The sequence below is a fragment of the Pseudoalteromonas sp. NEC-BIFX-2020_002 genome, assembly GCF_013002825.1.
In the GTDB taxonomy this organism is placed as follows: Bacteria; Pseudomonadota; Gammaproteobacteria; order Enterobacterales; family Alteromonadaceae; genus Pseudoalteromonas; species Pseudoalteromonas neustonica.
On the sequence record NZ_JABEPJ010000035.1, the window covers coordinates 1 to 18,681 of the forward strand.

12 protein-coding genes, 2 tRNA genes and 1 pseudogene are annotated in these 18,681 nt (G+C 38.7%); 9 read left to right on the forward strand and 6 right to left on the reverse strand.

Annotation, left to right across the window (positions count from 1 at the left end; all coding sequences use genetic code 11):
* Positions 1 to 37 precede the first annotated feature (37 nt).
* From HJP15_RS21365 to HJP15_RS21375, 3 genes are all read left to right on the forward strand, one after another.
* Positions 38 to 113, forward strand: a tRNA-Glu gene (locus HJP15_RS21365).
* A 182-nt stretch (positions 114 to 295) separates the two neighbouring features.
* A tRNA-Glu gene (locus HJP15_RS21370) sits at positions 296 to 371 on the forward strand.
* A gap of 835 nt (positions 372 to 1,206) precedes the next feature.
* Complete coding sequence (locus HJP15_RS21375) at positions 1,207 to 4,074, forward strand: M16 family metallopeptidase (protein ID WP_170174597.1); 2,868 nt, start codon at positions 1,207 to 1,209, stop codon at positions 4,072 to 4,074.
* 251 nt (positions 4,075 to 4,325) lie between these two features.
* On the opposite strand, the gene HJP15_RS21380 is transcribed toward HJP15_RS21375, so the two are convergent.
* The 5 genes and pseudogenes from HJP15_RS21380 to HJP15_RS22115 all read right to left on the reverse strand — a co-directional run.
* Entirely contained in the window at positions 4,326 to 5,540 is a 1,215-nt protein-coding gene (locus HJP15_RS21380; protein ID WP_170174598.1) for a DUF642 domain-containing protein, read from the reverse strand.
* A gap of 440 nt (positions 5,541 to 5,980) precedes the next feature.
* A complete protein-coding gene (gene gloA / locus HJP15_RS21385) occupies positions 5,981 to 6,379 on the reverse strand; it encodes a lactoylglutathione lyase (protein WP_054206918.1) in 399 nt (132 codons plus the stop codon).
* 53 nt (positions 6,380 to 6,432) lie between these two features.
* A complete protein-coding gene (locus HJP15_RS21390; RefSeq protein WP_170174599.1) occupies positions 6,433 to 7,482 on the reverse strand; it encodes a serine hydrolase domain-containing protein in 1,050 nt (349 codons plus the stop codon).
* A 156-nt stretch (positions 7,483 to 7,638) separates the two neighbouring features.
* On the reverse strand, positions 7,639 to 9,549 hold the full coding sequence (locus HJP15_RS21395; protein WP_170174600.1) for an aminotransferase class V-fold PLP-dependent enzyme: 1,911 nt from the start codon (positions 9,547 to 9,549) through the stop codon (positions 7,639 to 7,641).
* Between the two features lie 110 nt (positions 9,550 to 9,659).
* A pseudogene (locus tag HJP15_RS22115) lies at positions 9,660 to 9,836 on the reverse strand (endonuclease III); the annotation flags it as partial.
* A gap of 199 nt (positions 9,837 to 10,035) precedes the next feature.
* Here HJP15_RS22115 and HJP15_RS21400 point away from each other — a divergent pair.
* Both HJP15_RS21400 and HJP15_RS21405 read left to right on the forward strand, forming a co-directional pair.
* Positions 10,036 to 11,769 carry a hypothetical protein gene (locus tag HJP15_RS21400; RefSeq protein ID WP_170174601.1) on the forward strand — a complete coding sequence of 578 codons (1,734 nt, stop codon included), beginning with the start codon at positions 10,036 to 10,038 and terminating at the stop codon, positions 11,767 to 11,769.
* Positions 11,753 to 13,456, forward strand: a complete 1,704-nt coding sequence (locus tag HJP15_RS21405) for a hypothetical protein (protein ID WP_170174602.1) — start codon at positions 11,753 to 11,755, stop codon at positions 13,454 to 13,456. The genes HJP15_RS21400 and HJP15_RS21405 overlap by 17 nt, the downstream gene beginning before the upstream one ends.
* 219 nt (positions 13,457 to 13,675) lie before the next feature.
* Here the strand turns inward: HJP15_RS21405 and HJP15_RS21410 are convergent, their stop codons facing one another.
* Entirely contained in the window at positions 13,676 to 14,533 is an 858-nt protein-coding gene (locus HJP15_RS21410; RefSeq protein WP_170174603.1) for an alpha/beta hydrolase, read from the reverse strand.
* Positions 14,534 to 14,858: 325 nt separating this feature from the next.
* On the opposite strand from HJP15_RS21410, the gene HJP15_RS21415 reads away from it, so the two are divergent.
* From HJP15_RS21415 to HJP15_RS21430, 4 genes are all read left to right on the forward strand, one after another.
* Positions 14,859 to 15,236 (forward strand): BlaI/MecI/CopY family transcriptional regulator, encoded by a 378-nt coding sequence (locus HJP15_RS21415; protein WP_138608539.1) that lies wholly within the window; start codon positions 14,859 to 14,861, stop codon positions 15,234 to 15,236.
* A complete protein-coding gene (locus HJP15_RS22360; protein WP_170174604.1) occupies positions 15,236 to 16,591 on the forward strand; it encodes a peptidoglycan DD-metalloendopeptidase family protein in 1,356 nt (451 codons plus the stop codon). The genes HJP15_RS21415 and HJP15_RS22360 overlap by 1 nt, the downstream gene beginning before the upstream one ends.
* Before the next feature lie 42 nt (positions 16,592 to 16,633).
* Positions 16,634 to 17,302 (forward strand): alpha/beta hydrolase family protein, encoded by a 669-nt coding sequence (locus HJP15_RS21425; protein WP_170174605.1) that lies wholly within the window; start codon positions 16,634 to 16,636, stop codon positions 17,300 to 17,302.
* 84 nt (positions 17,303 to 17,386) lie between these two features.
* On the forward strand, positions 17,387 to 18,409 hold the full coding sequence (locus HJP15_RS21430; protein ID WP_170174606.1) for an acyltransferase family protein: 1,023 nt from the start codon (positions 17,387 to 17,389) through the stop codon (positions 18,407 to 18,409).
* The last annotated feature ends 272 nt before the right edge of the window (positions 18,410 to 18,681 follow it).

Sequence of the window (18,681 nt, forward strand, 5' to 3'; positions counted from 1 at the left end):
GTTTAACCATTCAGTTGTCCTAGTGACACATTTATGTGTCCCCATCGTCTAGAGGCCTAGGACACCGCCCTTTCACGGCGGTAACAGGGGTTCGAATCCCCTTGGGGACGCCACTTACTTATTTTAAGTAATGTATAAGGCAGTGTGACACCGCACTCTCTATGCACGACGTTAACAAGAGTACTAATCTCTTGCGGACGTCAATATATTATTTTAATAGGCAAGTGCAGTGTTATTAAGAAAGCTCGCCTGAAACGAGTTTAACTATTCAGTTGTCCTAGTGACACATTTATGTGTCCCCATCGTCTAGAGGCCTAGGACACCGCCCTTTCACGGCGGTAACAGGGGTTCGAATCCCCTTGGGGACGCCACATTACTTATTTTAAGTAATGTATAAGGCAGTGTGACACCGCACTCTCTATGCACGACGTTAACAAGAGTACTAATCTCTTGCGGACGCCACTTGCTTTATATATTTTTATATAAATGAATGAACAGCAAGTCAAGTGTTATTAAGAACAACACCAATTAGCTATATATCCTATCTATATAATATTTTTAAACAAATACGCTTTAAAACCATTCCATTTAATTCAAAAATAAAATAAATTTAATCTCCTGAAAAATAATAAATAAACACCGATAAATAATACTAATTTAGATTTTACTTATCTATCAAACCCCTTATTGATGTATTAATTTAAATTTATTTTGTGTACTAGGGCGTGTTGACCTTTCGTGATTTATTTTGCAGCAGTATGCTTGGTATTTAGGCAAGGCAGCGCCTATGCAGTGTGGTTGTTCCCCATAAATAGGCGATAACGCAGTATAAATGCCAAACATGCGCTGCCCAAAGGGTTCTTCCAAGGGGCGATTAACTCTTTGTTGCCTACATGGAAGTAGGTAAGGGGCGTGAGCAGGACGCACAAGCTTTGCTCGGTTTTTACTTATTCTCACATGAATGTGAGCCAGTAGAATAACGCAGGAGCAGTTATCGAGCCCGCTAGGTTACAAACCTCGCGCCGCGATTAAATCGTCCCTAGGTTGAACAAATTTCAATCCACAAAGGTCAACACGCCCTAGAGCAATCATGTTTTATTACAGTCACACTTAGTTACAAACTACGGTAGTTGTTCGTTTTCATTCACTTGTACCCAGCTTAATTAAATCATAAACTCCATGAGTTAATTAAAAATGGATAAAAAAATGAAACTCACAAAAATTGCTCTAGCCGTTTTACTCACCACAGGCCTGGCTGCTTGTAATAGCACAGATACAACAGATAAAAATATACAAGCCGCAGCAAGTCTACTCCCAGGTATTACACTTATAGAATCAGTTACAGCAAATGCAGCTGAGATTAATATCCCATATAAAAAATACCAACTAGCCAACGGCCTGACGGTGATTGTTCATGAAGATCATTCAGACCCTTTAGTCCATGTGGATGTGACGTATCATGTTGGTTCAGCCCGTGAAGAGCTTGGTAAATCAGGTTTTGCCCATTTTTTTGAGCATATGATGTTTCAAGGCTCTGAAAATGTAGCGGATGAAGAGCATTTTAAAATTATCACTGAAGCCGGTGGTACGCTAAATGGTACGACTAACTCAGATCGCACTAACTATTTTGAAACAGTACCGGTAAATCAGTTAGAAAAAATGTTGTGGTTAGAAGCTGACCGTATGGGTTTTTTACTTGATGCTGTAACGCAAGAAAAGTTTGAAGTACAACGAGAAACAGTTAAAAATGAACGTGGCCAACGTGTAGATAATCGCCCGTATGGTCGTTTAAATGAACGCGTGTCACAAGCTCTTTACCCAGACGGTCACCCATATTCTTGGCCGGTAATTGGTTTTATGGACGATTTAAATCGCGTCAATGTTAACGATCTCAAAGCATTCTTTTTACGTTGGTATGGTCCAAATAACGCAACTATTACAATTGGTGGTAATATCAGCGCGGAAGAAGTATTACCGTTAGTTAGCAAATATTTTGCACCGATCCCGCGTGGACCAGAGGTTGATAATGCAGAAAAACGAGCGGTAACTCTTGATGCTGATCGTTATATTTCAATGGAAGATAAGGTTCACTTACCATTGTTGAGTATTAATTATCCAACAGCCTATGCACGTCACGAAGATGAAGCACCACTTGATATACTCGCTGAGATTATTGGTGGCGGTAATAATTCAATCTTATATAAAAACTTAGTAAAAACCCAACTTGCAGTACAGGCGGGCGTTAGCCACCCATGTCGTGAGCTTGCATGTTCATTAAGTATCTATGCTTTACCAAATCCAGCATCAGGAAAAACACTGGCTGATATGGAAAAAATTGTTCGTGATTCATTTACTGAGTTTGAACAACGCGGTGTAACGCAAGATGACTTAGATAAAGTGAAAGCAAAAATAGAATCGGGTGCAATTTTTGGATTGCAAAGCGTCTCAGGTAAAGTCTCTCAGCTTGCAGCATTTGAAACCTTCACGGGTAACCCTAATTACATTAAAGATGACATCGCTCGCTATAATAGCGTTACAAAAGCGGATGTAATGCGTGTATTTAATGAATATGTTAAAGACAAATTTTCAGTGATCATGAGTGTAGTGCCTGAAGGGCAACCTCAGTTAATTGCAGCTAAAGATAATTTCACTCCAATTTCTCATGATTTCGGTGGTCCATCATCAACAAGTGCAGACGACTTAGTTGCTCGTAAGGCAGTTGATACATTTGATAGAAGTAAACAACCAACGGCAGGTAAAAACCCAGCTGTGGATGTGCCTACATTATGGCAAACCACGACCAACAATGGGATTGCGGTATTAGGAACTCAAAGTACTGAAACGCCAACGACTTCTTTACTTATTAAAGTGCCTGGTGGCCAATATAACGAGCAAGCTAAAAAAGTGAGTCTTGCTTCTGTGACTGCCGCATTGTTAAGTGAATCAACACAAAATTATACAACAGAGGAAATGAGTAACGCGCTTGAAAAACTTGGAAGCAGCATTCGTATCTCTGCAAATAGCACGCACACAAATATATTTGTTTCAAGCTTAACAAAAAACCTTGATGCGACTTTAGCTTTGGTTGAAGAGAAGTTATTTAATCCAGCTTTTAGTGAAGATGATTTTAATCGTAACAAACAACAAAGCATCCAGAACATTCAACATGCAATGAAAGATGCAGGTTATTTAGCAAGTAACGCGTACAGTAAATTGCTTTATGGCAATAGCATTGCAGCATTGCCAAATGGTGGCACGTTAGAAAGTTTAGCCGCTATTAACCTTGATGATGTAAAAGGGTTTTATCAATCAAACTTTAAACCTCAGGGCAGTGAAGTAATCGTAGTATCTGATTTAGATCAATCTGCATTACAAGGCAAAATCAAAAATACGCTAGATAATTGGCAAGGCAAAGCGCCTGTATCTACAGCTAAGTTTGAAGAGCCAAAAATTGCAGGAAATGTAATCTACTTAGTAGATAAACCAGATGCACCTCAGTCTGAAATTCGCATTGGTAAGCGCGGTATGATTGAAGACATTACTGGTGAGTTCTTTAAATCTAACCTAATGAACTTTGCAATTGGTGGCAATTTTAATAGTCGTATAAACTTAAATTTACGCGAAGATAAAGGTTACACCTACGGTGCACGTACGCGTTTTTGGGGCGATGCAACATCAGGTGGTTTTACAGCATCTGCTGCAGTACGTGCAGACTCTACAGCAGCCTCTATTGTTGAATTTACTAATGAGCTAAATAATTATGCTCAAAATGGTATTACAGATGATGAGTTGAGCTTTATGCGTCAAGCGATCAATCAAAAAGATGCGCTTAAATATGAAACACCTAATGCTAAGCTAGGTTTCCTTGCTCAGATATTGGAACATGATTTACAGCCAAGCTTTGTTAAAGACCGTAATGAGATCGTAAGCACAATAAGCAAAGACGAAATTAACGCGTTGGCTGCAAAGCATTTAAATACCAAAGAGATGGTTTACTTAGTAGTAGGCGATGCTAAGACACTTAAACCTCAGCTAGAAAAACTGGGTATGAAAGTAGTTGATTATACTTTTTAAACTAAGTAGTCATTCGTATACCTAAACCACCTCAATATGCGAATTCTGCATCTTGAGGTGGCTTGGGTACAGTAATAAAAAGGCAGCCTTTCGCTGCTTTTTTATTACCTAAACTTAAGTGACAAAAACTTATCCTAATCGTATTAAGATTAGAGAGATTACTACCGTATAAGGAGATTAGCTCGAAAGCGATTTATAGTAAGCACAAAAAAGCCAGTCATAGACTGGCTTAGTGATGAACAGGGCGTGTATTAGTTACAATAGTTACCATCAACAAATGTTAAGTCATTAACGTGTGAAGGGCCAGCCATTACAAAAGTTGCTACCGCTGTATTTTGGTCTAGTTTGAAGATGTTTGCATTTTCACCTTTTACACGACCAGATACATAGATAGTTCCGTCAGTGGCAATAGCAATACCGGATGCTTGTGCAACGCCATGCTCACCCACTAATGCAAGTTCCATGGCGCCTTCATCAAGGGTATACAACGCTTTACCCGTTAATACATACAATACGTTGTTATCAGCAGAGTAAGCGATATCACCATCAGCGAACGAATCACCAGGGAATGTTAATTTACCCAAAACTGTTTTATCACCCGTTTCGATATTAAAGTCATACATGTACGTTTTGCTCGTTGCACGTAAGTTCATGCCATCAGCGCTCATTGCAGAGCGGTAGATAGGGTATGACGTAGCAGATGCAACAAGTGCTTGTTCGTTAGTGGCAAGGTCAAGTGACAGGATTTGTGACGCTTTGGTCGACTTATCTAACTGCTCCATGAAGTACAACACGCCATCGTGTGATGCAATGTTTGATGCTGTATTAGATAAACCGGCAACAGTAGAGTACGTGTTATCTTGTGTATCGAAATGGTAAACAAACCCGTCTTCGTTAGAGCCAAAGTTATTAATACCGTATAAGCCTGATGCGCATGTTGCAGTTACTTTTACATCATCAATAAATGCACCCAGCTTATCAGAATCACCCGCACCTACAAATTTCAGCTCAGTTGCTGTTGAGCTTGCTTTTACAGTGTACGTGAATTTTTTCCAGCCTTTCGTTGTTGCATTTAGAGTGTCAAGTAACTGGCCATCCCAATAAACTTCAGCTTCATTTGTTGTTTCGTTACCGTTTATACGTGCTGAGTAATAAAAGCTTACTTCATAGCTGTGGTTTTCTTCAGTAACAAGTGTTTGAAATGCACTGTAGTTAGCCGTTGAGTCAAGCTCGATGTATTTAGTACCATGCTGGGCTGCAACAATATTAAGTGCATTTGTTTGGATTTCAAATTTAGCGTTAGCTGAGCGCTGCCATCCAGAAAGATCATCTAACAAGCTCCAAGAGCCAGAGAAGTCTGCAGTGTCTTCGAAAGAACCGTTTGCAACTAGATTAGGGCCGGCCATTGTCAATGTTGACGCAAGTAATAAAGGTAGAGCTGCAAACTTAAAGATTGGTTTTTTCATGGTATTTCTCCTGCCAGACTAATAAATCTGATTTTGTTAACAATTTAATTACTTAATGTAGTACTATTGTGCTGCATCTTTAAGTGTTGGTCAAATGTTAAACATGGTTGTTTTCGCAATAATAAGGGTTTATTTTATTTTTTGACTAAACACTCTATCTGAAACAGTAGGTTAGAGAGGGCAAAAAATATAAAAAGAATAGTGTGTTTTTATAGGCAATTAAACAAGGGAGAATAACGAGTGAGCCATTAGGATGGGCTGTTTAATATACACTGGTTATTAGTAACTAAAGAATGTTGAACTTTGCTTAACCTGTTGCGGGTAGGGTCGGTGTGAGAGTTGCTTGAGTTTGATGTTTTGTGCAATGCTTATATAAGTTGTTAGTATAATTATACTAAGGCGAACAGGTAAAGGTACGTAAATACCTTTACCAGATTGAATCAAAGGGTCGTGTTATCTTTTGTTTGGATCAGCTCAATGGCGTAGCCATCAGGATCTTTTACAAAAGCAATTTCAGTCGTGCCACCTTTTACAGGGCCAGGCTCTCGGCTAACATTACCACCCGCGGCTTTTATATCTGCGCAGGCTTTATAAATGTCGTCAAACTCAATCGCGATATGACCATATGCATTGCCTAAGTCGTAGTTGTTTGTATCCCAGTTGTAGGTTAGCTCTAACACAGTGTTATCTTTTTCATCGCCATAGCCTACAAAGGCAAGCGTGTAACGGTATTCTTGGTTATCAGCACGACGTAATTCTTTCATGCCCAATACTTGAGTGTAAAACGCAATGGATTTGTCTAAATCAGCGACCCGTAACATGGTATGTAATAAACGCATTTAAGCATCCTTATTTTGTATTTAAATTATTTTAATAACATCAAATCCATAACTTATAGTTCAGAGCTCTGAATTCTTCGTGTTCTTAAAATATCAATAATTCGATTATAAATAATACCTGAGAGCATGACAGTATCATTACCATTAGTATTTATAAATTGCACAACAACAGTGTCGATATCTTTATGATAACGCGCAATGCTTGAATACCCCAAAACCCAGCCTGTATGCTCATATTCGTAAAGCGAAGCATATAATACTTGTTCTTCAAAGGTGAAAAATGTGCCGTTATTTAATGCAAGTATAAAGCGGCCCACATCGTTAGCAGTAGCAACATAGCCTTGATCAAGTGTTTTAAAATCATTCTTATAGCCAACATAATAGCCACTCATTAGCTGATCTATATTTACGTCATTAATAGAAGCAAACGTATTCGTTAAGTCATTAGGAGCTAATATTTCAGCTTTAATAAATAGATTGTGATCATAACCCAGCACATTAGACATGATCCTACGCAGTAGTAGGTAATTGGTATTTGAATAACCGTAATCAGTATCGGGGCTAAAATCAGCAGGAGTGTCTAGTATCAAGGCTAAGGGATCAGGGTATGAAACTGACCAATCATAGTTAGGTGTATCTGTGTAATTAGCTATACCACTGCGATGTTGTGCCATCATGCGCAGTGTGATTTTATCTGCGTTTTCTATTCGGCCATTTAACGAGGGTAGATAGTCAGCCAGGGTTTTATCCACATCAATAAGCCCAGCACCAGCCAATTTAGTTAATGCCGATGCGTCATACAGCTTACGAATGCTGCCAATTTTAAACAATGCGTGAGCGTAGGCAGCTATTTTTTTATCTCGATCATGCCAGCCTTGCACAAAATATTCAGGTTGTTGCCCTGATTTTTGAACATAGACAATAATGCCATCCATCCCTTGCTCAATAGCATCGATTGTTTGATCTTGAACGGTCGTGGGCAAAGGGGATAAATAATATAAAGCAAACTTCCAAGGGGCAAAAAAGTATATGCTAGTGAGGGTAATAATCAGAGCAGTAATACGCATAAGTGTGAGCGTTTTTTTGTTCTTTAATTGCATCATTGTATTCCCGCTTCATTTATTATTTTAGTGTGTGGGTGACGTTACTTAATGTACTAGGCATAGCTTTAGCAGCTATTGATGGCACGAACTTAGTAGCAGCAATGCCTAACGACACTGCTGCACAGCGATAAGAGTTGTGATTGTTAAAGGGTACCTTTACTTCTTAACCTTGCCCTTAAGAACATAGATCTCGCCCTCAAAACTCCCCTGAATTGTCAACCCTTGTCCCGCCAGCTCCTTCAGATATTCTATATGATCTTCAGTGATATGCTGACCCGGAACCAACAGTGGAATGCCCGGTGGATAGGGCGTAACTAAGCCGGCACAAATACGGTTGTTGCTTTTGCTGATAGGCACAGATTCGCGTTCACCATAGAAAGCATCGCTTGGAATACACGCCAAATCTATGGCGGGTAAACTCTCTGGTAAACGAGAGCGTCTCGTCGACGTTGACAGTTTTACCTTACCGCTGTCGAGCTTCTTTAACGCATTGTACAGACGAATGATCTTTGAACGCGTGCCGCCAAGCGTGAGTAAAACCAAGATGGTGCTGTGAGTGTACTTCTCTATTTCTAGGCCAATTTCATCTAACAGAAATTTATGAATATCTTTTAATGAATAAGGTAATTCGCTAATGTCGATGAGAATTTTTAGTGGGTCGTGACCCATGTTATCACCACTAAAGTGCGGAAATATTTCCATAAAGTCTTGCTTACCTAGCACTTTAATGTGGTTGAGCGAGGCCATCTGTTGTTTAAATTCTTCCACGTGGTTCAACAAGGCATTAAGCAATTTATAGCCTTCCATCTCCAATTGCTTTTGGCACACGTCAAGCGACGCTATCAGCTGATACTTTGGCGATGTGCTGGCGTAAATACTGTAAATTTCTCGAAAGAAATCGGCATCGAAATCAGGATCGTTTACATGAATATAAGACGCCTGAGAAAACGCCGATACCACTTTATGCGCTGAATGGGTGATATAGTCCGCCCCAGCATGAATAGCAGAATAATAACGTAAGCTAGGGTGAAAAAGAGAGTAAGCGAACCACGCTTCATCTATAAACACTTTAATACCATGTTTATGGGCAAACTCTACCACTTGTTTTAAATCGCTCAGTAGGCCATCGTAGGTGCAACCAGTGAGAACCAGTAATTTAGCATCGGTGTTCTGTTCTATCGCTTGTTTAATGTCGGCCAACGACGGCGGCGCGAAGATGCCATATTTAGGGTTTAAAATGCTCGACAAATAAATAGGGAAACTGGCTGATTGCAAGATGCCATAATGCACAGATTTATGACAATTGCGGTCGATAATCACTTTATCGCCCTTGCGCAGCAGTGTCTGCAAGATGATTTTATTTGAGGTTGACGACCCGTTCGTCACGAAATAAGTATGCTTAACTTCAAAGGTCGCCGCAGCGGACTCCTGAGCACGGCCAATCGTATTGGTGCTGTCTGACAATGAACCTAACGAATCAACTGATACGGATAAGTCGCCAACGAATACATTGCGGCCATAAAACTGATAAAAATCTTTGATATAAGGGGAGTTTCTAAAACTAGAACCGCCACTATGTCCAGGTGTATGCCATGAGTCGTTAGATTCGCCAACATAACGGCGATACGCCGTCCAGAATGGGGTCTCTGCTCGGTCATCAAAGTCGTTGATCATATAACCTAAAATCGCTTCTGGATCAGAAATCACCTCATCTTTAAAGAAAAATGATTCGATCTCCCCCGACTCGTTGACTATCTCCAGTCCTTTAGTATCGTCACCGATAACATAAACCGGCAATTCAAGACGGATCCCTTTTAACTGCTCGATAAAGCGGCTATACGTTCGTTCGCCAACTTTGTTGTGTACATCCCAACTGAGAACAACGGCCTGAATATCACCATCTTCCTCAACACATTCCAATGCTTGCTTAAGTTCAAGGCGTTCAATTATATCAATATGAACATCACTTCGTTCAAAATTAGGGATCGTTTTCGACAGATTCGTAGAAAGCTCTTGCAAGGTGGCAGGGTCTTGCTCAATTAACAAGATACGAAGTAAAGGTAACATAGGCGTTTTCGCAATAAAATTTCATAATGCTCAACAGCATAACTAAAGGACTGAGACTTGTGAAATTAATACTTTGAAAATGTTTCATTAATTATGCTATTTCACTAACACGCCACGCAGGTGTAACGCCCATGAAGTATGAGCCAGTGGTGCACATCAACTTTAAATTCTTTATGTACAACTTTTTCAAGTTTTTGTTCAACCGCAGCAACATCTTTATCCATAGCAAGTTTGGTACGATTAAATAGACGGGAAATATGCGTATTTACGGCTTTAGTTAGCCAGCCACAGAATGATTAAGGTAGATATAAAATATGTCTAATTGCACAAGGCTGGTTTGTGCCAGTAGCGGACCTTCAAGCGTAACTCGTTTCTGCCCCAAAACGTTTTAGAACATCTCCAGATCTTATCTCATTCACCTTTTAGTTTGACCTAGATCTTCTTTTACAGCAAAGTGCTTAATGATTGTTGAGTAAGGAACATACAATGTCATTAGAAAAAACAAAAATTCGGTTACTAGCGGCAAGTGAAATAGTAGAAGAGCTGCTATCTCAGATTAATGCTCTGTATGTTGAGGAAGTCCAGTCTGAAGAGGAGGTCTTGAAAGATGCTTTGTCTCAGTTGCACAACGCAGGAAAGATTGATCTTATCAATCTGGTAAAAGGAGTTGATGAAAGCTCCTGCGGTCACAATTTTTTCAAAATTCTGCGTGTCTTTGAAAATGTTCTACCTTCATTAGATGCAAATGTTGAGGATGTTCTAGGTTGTCTCGTTCATTTAACTCAACAAGCTGGCAGAGTTTTGGCCATTGGTGGAGCCTATGAACGTTTCTGTAGTGTGGAAGCACATCGTCCCAGAGATAGTGTTGGATTTATCCTTGCACAAAGTGAGCTAAGTGCATATGCTCCTTTCCTCTCCAGCTCAATCCTCGCATACGGCCCAAATAGTGTGTCCGATGCTATCCAAACGACAGAAAACCTAATTGCTAATAGAAATGAGATCGTCAGAAGCCAAGCATATTTTACTTTGGGAAGGCTTGATGTAGATGAAACTCAGGCTAACGTCATTTGGGGGCTACTTAGCGGCAGTGCCAGTGGCGAACGAGAAGATGGTTGTCGCGCTTCGATACTGCGGGCAACACTTAACTTTGGAGACACATTTCCATCTTACTGGTCAAAGATTGAAGAATTTCTCCTTACTTTTGTTGAGAGTTCTCCTCCAGAGGTCCTATATGAGGTATCTGATATCGTCGCCTTTCAGAGGGTCGTTCTACCTGAGAATGTTCTAGAGTTTCTGGTAAAGCAATTAGCCAATATCTCTCCTGAACACAAAGGTATTATAGATAACATTGATTATTTATTGGTAAACCTAGCTAAAAATGGAGCCTCCCACCTCGTAATTGAGTTATTAGAATCAATTATAGCTGTGGGCGTAAAGTTTCCTCAGTTGGATTATTTTTCATGTGAACTAATGAGCAAGCATCGAGAGCTACTTAATCGCATTGTCACAAGGTGGTTTTTGTCTGGTGACTCCTTACTTTGTCATGGTGTTTCAGATCTACTTAATGATGTCTCGGGTAAGGATGTCGAGCTAGAAGCAGATATGGCATTGCTAGGTGATGAAGTGAAGCAAGTGTTTGTTAGCCACAAGGCTATCGGCTGGCTGTTTATGCAGCCTATAACAGCGACAGGCTTCATTTTATCTGTTTATGGAACAGCATCAACAACTGCACGTGAAAATCTTGAAAAGGTTTTGTATGAACCTTTGCTTTTAAGTTACCCAGGTAAACTTAAGCTATTCTTTCAATCATGTGTTAATAAAGGCATTCATGCAGATTTATGTGAACGTCTACTTGGTAAGCTTCAGGCTTATCATTCTGATATTGATAAAGTCTCGGAGCTTAAAGAATTGATGGCACCCAGAGAAAATGTAAGCACTTATTGGAAAAAATTTAACAAAGATATGCAGGCTGCTTACGAAGATACTTCAAAAGGAATGCTTTTCGAACTCATAGCAACGAAACAGACACTATTGTATGGCAATAGCTCAATTTACTACGTACATAAGGGAGATGGAGAGCAAATACGACAAGAAATGCAAATGCAGTCTTTTTCCCATTCGACTGAAGTGCCAAGGTTAAATGTCTTAGATCCAGAGTCACTAGATTACATTTTACGATGTTACCGTTATGAGGGAATGAAAAATGAAGCTAATTCTTAAGCAGTATTTAGCCTCGTTGAGAGAGCGTCAGGAATTAGATGCGGTATTACCTGATCTATTGAGCAGTATGGGGATGAATGTGTTCATTTCACCTACTCGTGGAGTCAAAGAATACGGTGTTGATATAGCGGCTGTAGGGCAAGTAAATGCTCAGGAAGAAAAAGTTTATTTGTTCTCTGTTAAGTCTGGAAACCTTACTCGTGAGACTTGGAATGGTAGTGCAAACCAAGCTCTGAGACCCTCATTAGATGAGATTCAAGACTCATTTATCCTTAGTCGCCTACCGCCAGAACATAGGGATAAAAAAATAATCATCTGCTTATGCTTTGGTGGGGATGTTAACTCAGGGATTAGGCAAGAGGTCTCTGGCTATGAACAGCGGAATACGCGAGACAATATTTCTTTTGAAGAATGGAATGGCGATAAGCTGTCAGAGCTTATTCGACAGTACTTGCTGAAAGAGGAGCTGCTGCCTAGCTCCAGCCAAGCTTTGTTAAGAAAGTCCTTGGCCTTACTTGAAGAGCCCGAGAGTTCAAGCAAACACTTTTTTTTATTGATTGATGAAGTTTTGTCAAATGCCACTGATGCCGAGTCTGTTGCGTCGTCCATAACTCGGATTAACGTTTGTTTATGGGTGCTATTTTCATGGTGTCGAGACGGTGGCAATTTGGAAGCTGCATATCTTTCATCGGAGCGTGCAATACTGCTAGCTTGGGGTAAGGTCAAAGGCCACTACACAGGAAAGAATAAGCCTTCAAGGTCATTCAATAGTATTTTAGATACGTATCAGCAAATTACTGACTGTTATGTGGATCGATGTTTAATTCCATATGTTGGACTTAAATATGCGCTCTCTCATGCTGTTCATTCGCCATGTTCTATCGATGTAAACATTAAGCTGTTTGATGTATTAGGGCGCTTGGCGGTCAAAGGCCATTGGATTTTAGATTCACTCACTAAGAGCTATGATGAAAAACCACCAACAGATGAAGAGAGCAAAGAGCAGGAAAAGTTACGCCTTCGCCTCAGAGAAGTAACAAGTGCGATTAACCTAATGGTTGTTAATAATCCAATGTTGTTGTCTCCGTACAAAGACTCACAAGCAATTGAGCTTGGCCTGGCTTTAACTTTGCTTTCAAATAATTCAGAACGTGATGATTTTGTGCATAATTGGCTCTCGGAGATGGTATATATCTGTATATTCTCTTTTGAGAGTAATGGCATGTATCCAATCGTACATAATTCTTACGAAAAGCTGCTTGAGCATAGAAACAAAGATAAGGCCGACAGTATTTATAAGAAAAACGTTACTAAGGCTAGTGTTTTGTACCCGTTGTTAGCAGTTTTTTGTTCTCTGTATAAATTAGAAACAGTAAGCCTAGATTTGGAAACATTTGCCACAGATAAACTTGCACACAGCACATTACAGTATTGGTACCCAAACCAAAGTAGTGAACTAAATATGTACTCTAACTCAGACAAGCATGGTTCTGCATCAACTGATTTTCCAATGAATGGAAACGCGGCGCTAGAGCACATAAAACAAGAGAGTGGCAATACTGATTCGTTAAAGAATATGTCAGCTGTTACTAAGGAGAAGGCTCCTTTGGTACTGACAGCTTGTCGGTGCTACCGATATCCAGTTCCTTTTCACTATATCGAGGATTTCCTCAATGCATCTGAGTAAATAGTAAAGTAGAAGATTTTTGATCTCTCTTTGCGGAACTTAAATACAATAATTAGTAGAGATAGCCTTATTTCTACTAATTTCTGTTTTGCCAAACATATAACTCATTTATGTCCAAAAACGAGTTTATCGGCCGCCTGCTATTCGCTCTTTGCCGAAGTTCAGCTAAGTGCCATAAAGGGACATTGATAACTCCATAATAGAGGCTAAAATTTGTTATTATTGTGATTCATAAAATAGTACCAACCCTTTTGACAGCCCAACAGGAAAGGTTGAGTAATGATCGGTTCCTTCTACCACTTCATCCGCTAGTTTTAATCCTTGGTAATTACGTGAGCGTAAACGATTAGCAAACTTTACATGGCCTGCGACCATATCTTCTTTCATACCATTTTCTAAAGTCTCCAATGCACCAGTTGCCATAAACACATTAGCCTGCAAAGATTTGTTTTTCTCGGCATATTTATTTTCTAATTCAAATATCCAATCATTTTTAAACCAGAGCGAAGGGCTGGTTAAGATGTAAGTAGAAAACAGTTCCTGTTTGGTTAATAGTACCCAAGCGGCAAAAGACCCTCCCAATGACTGCCCAGACAATATTTTTTGTTCAGTGTTAACTCGGTAATTGTGCTCAATGTACTGAAAGACTTCTTTTTCGATAAACGCTAAGTACTCAGTTGCTCCACCCGTTGTGTATTTTGTCCAGCTCTGATCAACTACAGGTGTTAAGTCTCTAACTCGGCTAAATTGACCATTTTCTCCATGAGCAAATGAAATACCAACAACAATGACTTTATCCATGTTTCGCATGTGAGTTACACCAGCAGCCACTTTGAAAGTATAAGGTCCATCATTTAAGTAAAGTACAGGGTATTTTTTAGATTTATTTTCTGCCAAGAAATAACTACGCGGTACTTTGATAAATAAATCGTATTTTCTACCTAGCACTTGGGATTCAATTGTAACTACTTTACTGCTAGCAATTTCAAAACTACGCTCTTCAGCCTGCACCACACTATTGCAAGCTATATTGAGCATAAAAATTAAAGCTAAGTGTTTTACAAAAGACAGTTTCATGTGATTTCTCCAAGGTTTTTATAAGTCTAGCTCTTTAGCTTTTAGACGTTTGGCATTGATATACCAATCAAAATTATCAATCGTTACATAACCAATCTCGTATTCATTTTTTCTTAAATGAGTTTCAATGACTTCCCCACAAAGGGTACGCCATCAAAAGTAATGGATATTTTCTTTGCAAAGACAAAGGTGCAAACAGTAAATAGATGTTCATCACAAAATTTTATAAACTTCCAAAACACAAAGTGCGACATGTGTCACGGGTTTGCTTTTTAACATACCCGATGTTAAAGTGCGACACAAGTCACACCTCATGAATATTTATATGAAACCCAATTCAACAGAGTTAGAAATACTAAAATTACTTTGGAAAAAGCAGCCACGTACAGCCAAAGAAATTCATGAACACTTAGAGTCAAAGTATGGGTGGTCATATTCATCGACACGTAAAACTTTAGAAAGAATGGGCAATAAGGGAATTTTAGAAGTTGGCTCCTCAGGCAACAAAAAAACCTTTAAAGCATTAATTGAAAAAATACCGACGCTGGCATCCTACATGCAGGAATTCGCAACCAATGTTTTAGAGTTAGATGAACCACTACCAGTCACTATGTTCGCTGATAGCCGTTTAATAAATAAAGCTGAAGTCGATGAATTAGAGGAGTTATTAAATCAACTTTCAAAGGATGAAAAACAAAAGTAGTGGACTCATTCATTATTCAATTCATAGTAAACAGTCTTTTTCCTTGGCTTATATTTTCTGGGCTTGTTTATGCTTGCTCATCTTATATAACCAAGTACGATAATTGCTCGCCAAGTATTTGGTGGTCTGCGCTTTTAGCCAGCTTTTTACCTTTTATCCCTTTATCTCTTGGCACTATTAATATACCTATCCCTGATTTGGATTATATAAACTCAAGTTTGGAAAGTGCACAAATAGTAAAGCAAGCCAGTATCACCCATGCAAGTTTGCAGAAAGTGGATTTAATCGCAACAGCGCTAATTGTTAGTTACTTTGGTTTTACCTGCTTAAAACTCGTTAAATTATTGGTTGTGTGGCAAAAACTCAAAAGCTTATCGAGATCTTCTGAATCAATAAATGAGCTGCCGACTAGTAAGATGAAGGTTGTAATTTCCTCGCAAAACCATAGCCCTTTTGTCATTGGCATAACAACACCCTATGTTGTGCTACCTAAATATTTTTCATCGCTAAAAAAAGATCAGCAAAGCATTTTGATTCAGCACGAGCTAACCCATATTACAAACAAAGATCATATTACAATTCTTTTATGGAGGGTCTTAAGCACACTTTTATGGATAAACCCATTTGTTAAAAAGATGGAATGGCAGTTCATTCGAGCTATGGAACACAGGTGTGACAAGCTGACGATACGTCGCTTTAATATTAACAAGCATGATTATGCCAAAGCACTGCTGCAATCGTTAAAAAAAAGCGTTCAATTTGATAACGCCAATCCAGTCGCTCAATTTAATTCTGGTGTACTTTGCGCTGATGATTACAAAGCGAGGCTTACGAACATTGCTTATCCAACGAATAAAAGTCAACTTACTTTAACTTTTAAGTTCTCTTCAATGATACTTGTTATTTTTAGTCTACATACATTTTTAAACGATCCTGTAATGACGGGAAAGCTAACTTGGCAGCATCCACTAGATAGCCATACGATAAGCTCAACATTTCGTAGCATAAGTGAGGTCAGAAACTATAAGCCACATCGAGGTGTAGACTATGTTGCCCAAAGAGGAAGCCCTGTGCTGTCTGCTGCTGATGGAATTATAGTTATTTCAGATAACAAAACCTTGCATTCGAACTATGGGAATACTGTATTAATTCAGCATAAAAGTGGCTACCAAACGTTATATTCGCACCTAGAATCGAGTGACGCCAAAGTGGGTTCTTGGGTTAAAGCTGGGCAGGTTATTGGCGTTATTGGTGATACCGGTAAAGCGACAGGCGTTCATCTTCACTTTGAAATAATTAAAGACAACCAAAGAGTTGATCCTAGTTTAGTACTCGGCACTAAAACTACAAGGTAATATTTTCTATTTCAAACACTTATAGCGTTAAAAAGGCATAGTATGTTGCAAAAAAACTTCTTTATTATTTTTACTTTTCTTTTTAGTTCATTTAGCTATGGTGGTGAAATACTTGAGAGCCTCCCTGACAAAGTGAATTCATCTGATAAATATGTTTTTTATTCTCACGGATTCATTGTAGAGGGCACAGATCCTACACCTATCCATGAGCGCTGGGGGCAATATAACTTTCCAGCTATTAAAAAGGGACTTGCCGACTCAAGCTATCATTTAATTGCTACTCATCGGCCAGCTAAAACCGATCCTTTTAAGTATGCTGAACAGTTAGCTAAACAAGTAACTAAATTACTAAAAAATGGCGTACCTTCAAGTAATATATCCTTAGTTGGCTTTTCCCGTGGTGGGTTTATTACGGCAATTGCATCGAGCAATTTAAAAAACATGGATATTAGCTTTGTAATCTTAGCGGCTTGTACCAGCGGATTAGCTAAAAGAGCAAAAATCGCTATTTATGGTCATTTATTTTCAGTGTATGAAACATCTGATTCTGTTGGTTCGTGTGATGATGTAGTTGCTAGGAGTGTTGGTACTGTTAGTTCTTACAAAGAAATTTCGACTTCAACGGGTAAAGAGCATGGCGCTTTTTTCACCCCCAGAAAAGAATGGATAGTACCCGTTAAAGTCTGGTTAAAGCGTAAAAAGCCTCAGTAGTATTTTATAAGCTTTATGCTCATACAGCCGATAGTTCAATTTGAACAACTTAAAAAGTAATAAGCTAAGGATTAAATCAACTTCATGGAAATTAGAAAATTAAACTCTCTAAGAGCTTTAGCTGCTCTTATTGTCTTTTTTACCCACTTTTCAGATATTACTCACTGGCTAAATGGCTCTCTAGGAGGTGGCTCTGGTGCCTATGGTGTAATGTTATTTTTCCTTCTTAGTGGCTTTCTAATGTCACTTCTCTATTTAGACACCAAGTTTAGCAGAGCAAGCATTGAACGATACCTATTAGCTAGAGCTGGCCGAATTTTACCCCTATACCTTGTAATTGTTTTTAGCTCTTACTTATTAACTCAAAATAATTATGACATTTTATACAACATAACTGACCTTAATTCGTTAATAGGCCACCTTTTGTTTATGCATGGCGAAAGCGTACTTTGGACAATTCCACCAGAAATACAATTCTATATTATATTTGTCGCTTTCTGGTTTTTAGCAGGCGATAGAAAAGGGTATATATATTTACTAATCGTAGCCTTTATGATGTCTTGGTATTTAGCTGATTTCCCAAGATTATTTGGTGAAATTGAAAGTTTTCATTACAACTTATTTGGTACTTTAAGAACGTTACCGTACTTTTTTATTGGCGTTATATTTGGTTTGCATTACAAATCGCTTAAAGTGCCGAGTTATATGAAGAGCAATTGGTTTATATTAGCTTTGTGTTTAATCCCTCTATTGTATCCTGATTTTTCACCTGTTAACGAGGGTGACAAGAAAAGAATGTGGCTTAGTTATGAAGTTCTATTTGTTATGAGCACAGTATTCTTTTGTGTAGTTTTTTTAGTACCGAACAACAATATTTTTTTAGCAAATAAGATTGGTGACTTTTTAGGTAAAGTGTCTTACTCATTCTATTTATTGCATATGCCTATTATCGGATTGATTAATAAGCTTAATTTGTATACTGAACTTAAGCTTTTGTTATCACTGAGCTTGAGTGTGATTTTTGCGCATCTATCGTACGTTTTCTTTGAAAGGCCTATTGCAAATAGAATTAGAAGCTTTTCGAATAAAAAGAAGCTCAACATTTAGTTTTCACACATTTAAGAAAAAAAGAATGTTTTTTAAGTTTATTAAGCTGGCCTTGTAATGGTCAAATTGGTTTCTGTTGGACTCCTTACGAGGAAGTTGCTGAAATATTTGCTAGTGGTTTAAACTATCTTGAATCGGGTGGTGTTGTTGTGATTCAATGAAACCGGACACAAATTTAGGTGGTATTATTACCACTCAAACAGAGGTGTTCTATGACAAAACAACGTCGCTCTTTTTCTCAAGAGTTTAAACTTGATTCAGCAAAATTAGTC

Bases quoted from the DNA above. Each gene is read 5' to 3' on its own strand.
- HJP15_RS21410 (WP_170174603.1), bottom strand. From the start codon at position 14,533: ATGAAACTGTCTTTTGTAAAACACTTAGCTTTAATTTTTATGCTCAAT.
- HJP15_RS21390 (WP_170174599.1), bottom strand. From the start codon at position 7,482: ATGATGCAATTAAAGAACAAAAAAACGCTCACACTTATGCGTATTACT.
- HJP15_RS21380 (WP_170174598.1), bottom strand. From the start codon at position 5,540: ATGAAAAAACCAATCTTTAAGTTTGCAGCTCTACCTTTATTACTTGCG.
- HJP15_RS21395 (WP_170174600.1), bottom strand. From the start codon at position 9,549: ATGTTACCTTTACTTCGTATCTTGTTAATTGAGCAAGACCCTGCCACC.
- gloA (WP_054206918.1), bottom strand. From the start codon at position 6,379: ATGCGTTTATTACATACCATGTTACGGGTCGCTGATTTAGACAAATCC.
- HJP15_RS21430 (WP_170174606.1), top strand. From the start codon at position 17,387: ATGGAAATTAGAAAATTAAACTCTCTAAGAGCTTTAGCTGCTCTTATT.
- HJP15_RS21405 (WP_170174602.1), top strand. From the start codon at position 11,753: ATGAAGCTAATTCTTAAGCAGTATTTAGCCTCGTTGAGAGAGCGTCAG.
- HJP15_RS21375 (WP_170174597.1), top strand. From the start codon at position 1,207: ATGAAACTCACAAAAATTGCTCTAGCCGTTTTACTCACCACAGGCCTG.
- HJP15_RS21425 (WP_170174605.1), top strand. From the start codon at position 16,634: ATGTTGCAAAAAAACTTCTTTATTATTTTTACTTTTCTTTTTAGTTCA.
- HJP15_RS21400 (WP_170174601.1), top strand. From the start codon at position 10,036: ATGTCATTAGAAAAAACAAAAATTCGGTTACTAGCGGCAAGTGAAATA.
- HJP15_RS21415 (WP_138608539.1), top strand. From the start codon at position 14,859: ATGAAACCCAATTCAACAGAGTTAGAAATACTAAAATTACTTTGGAAA.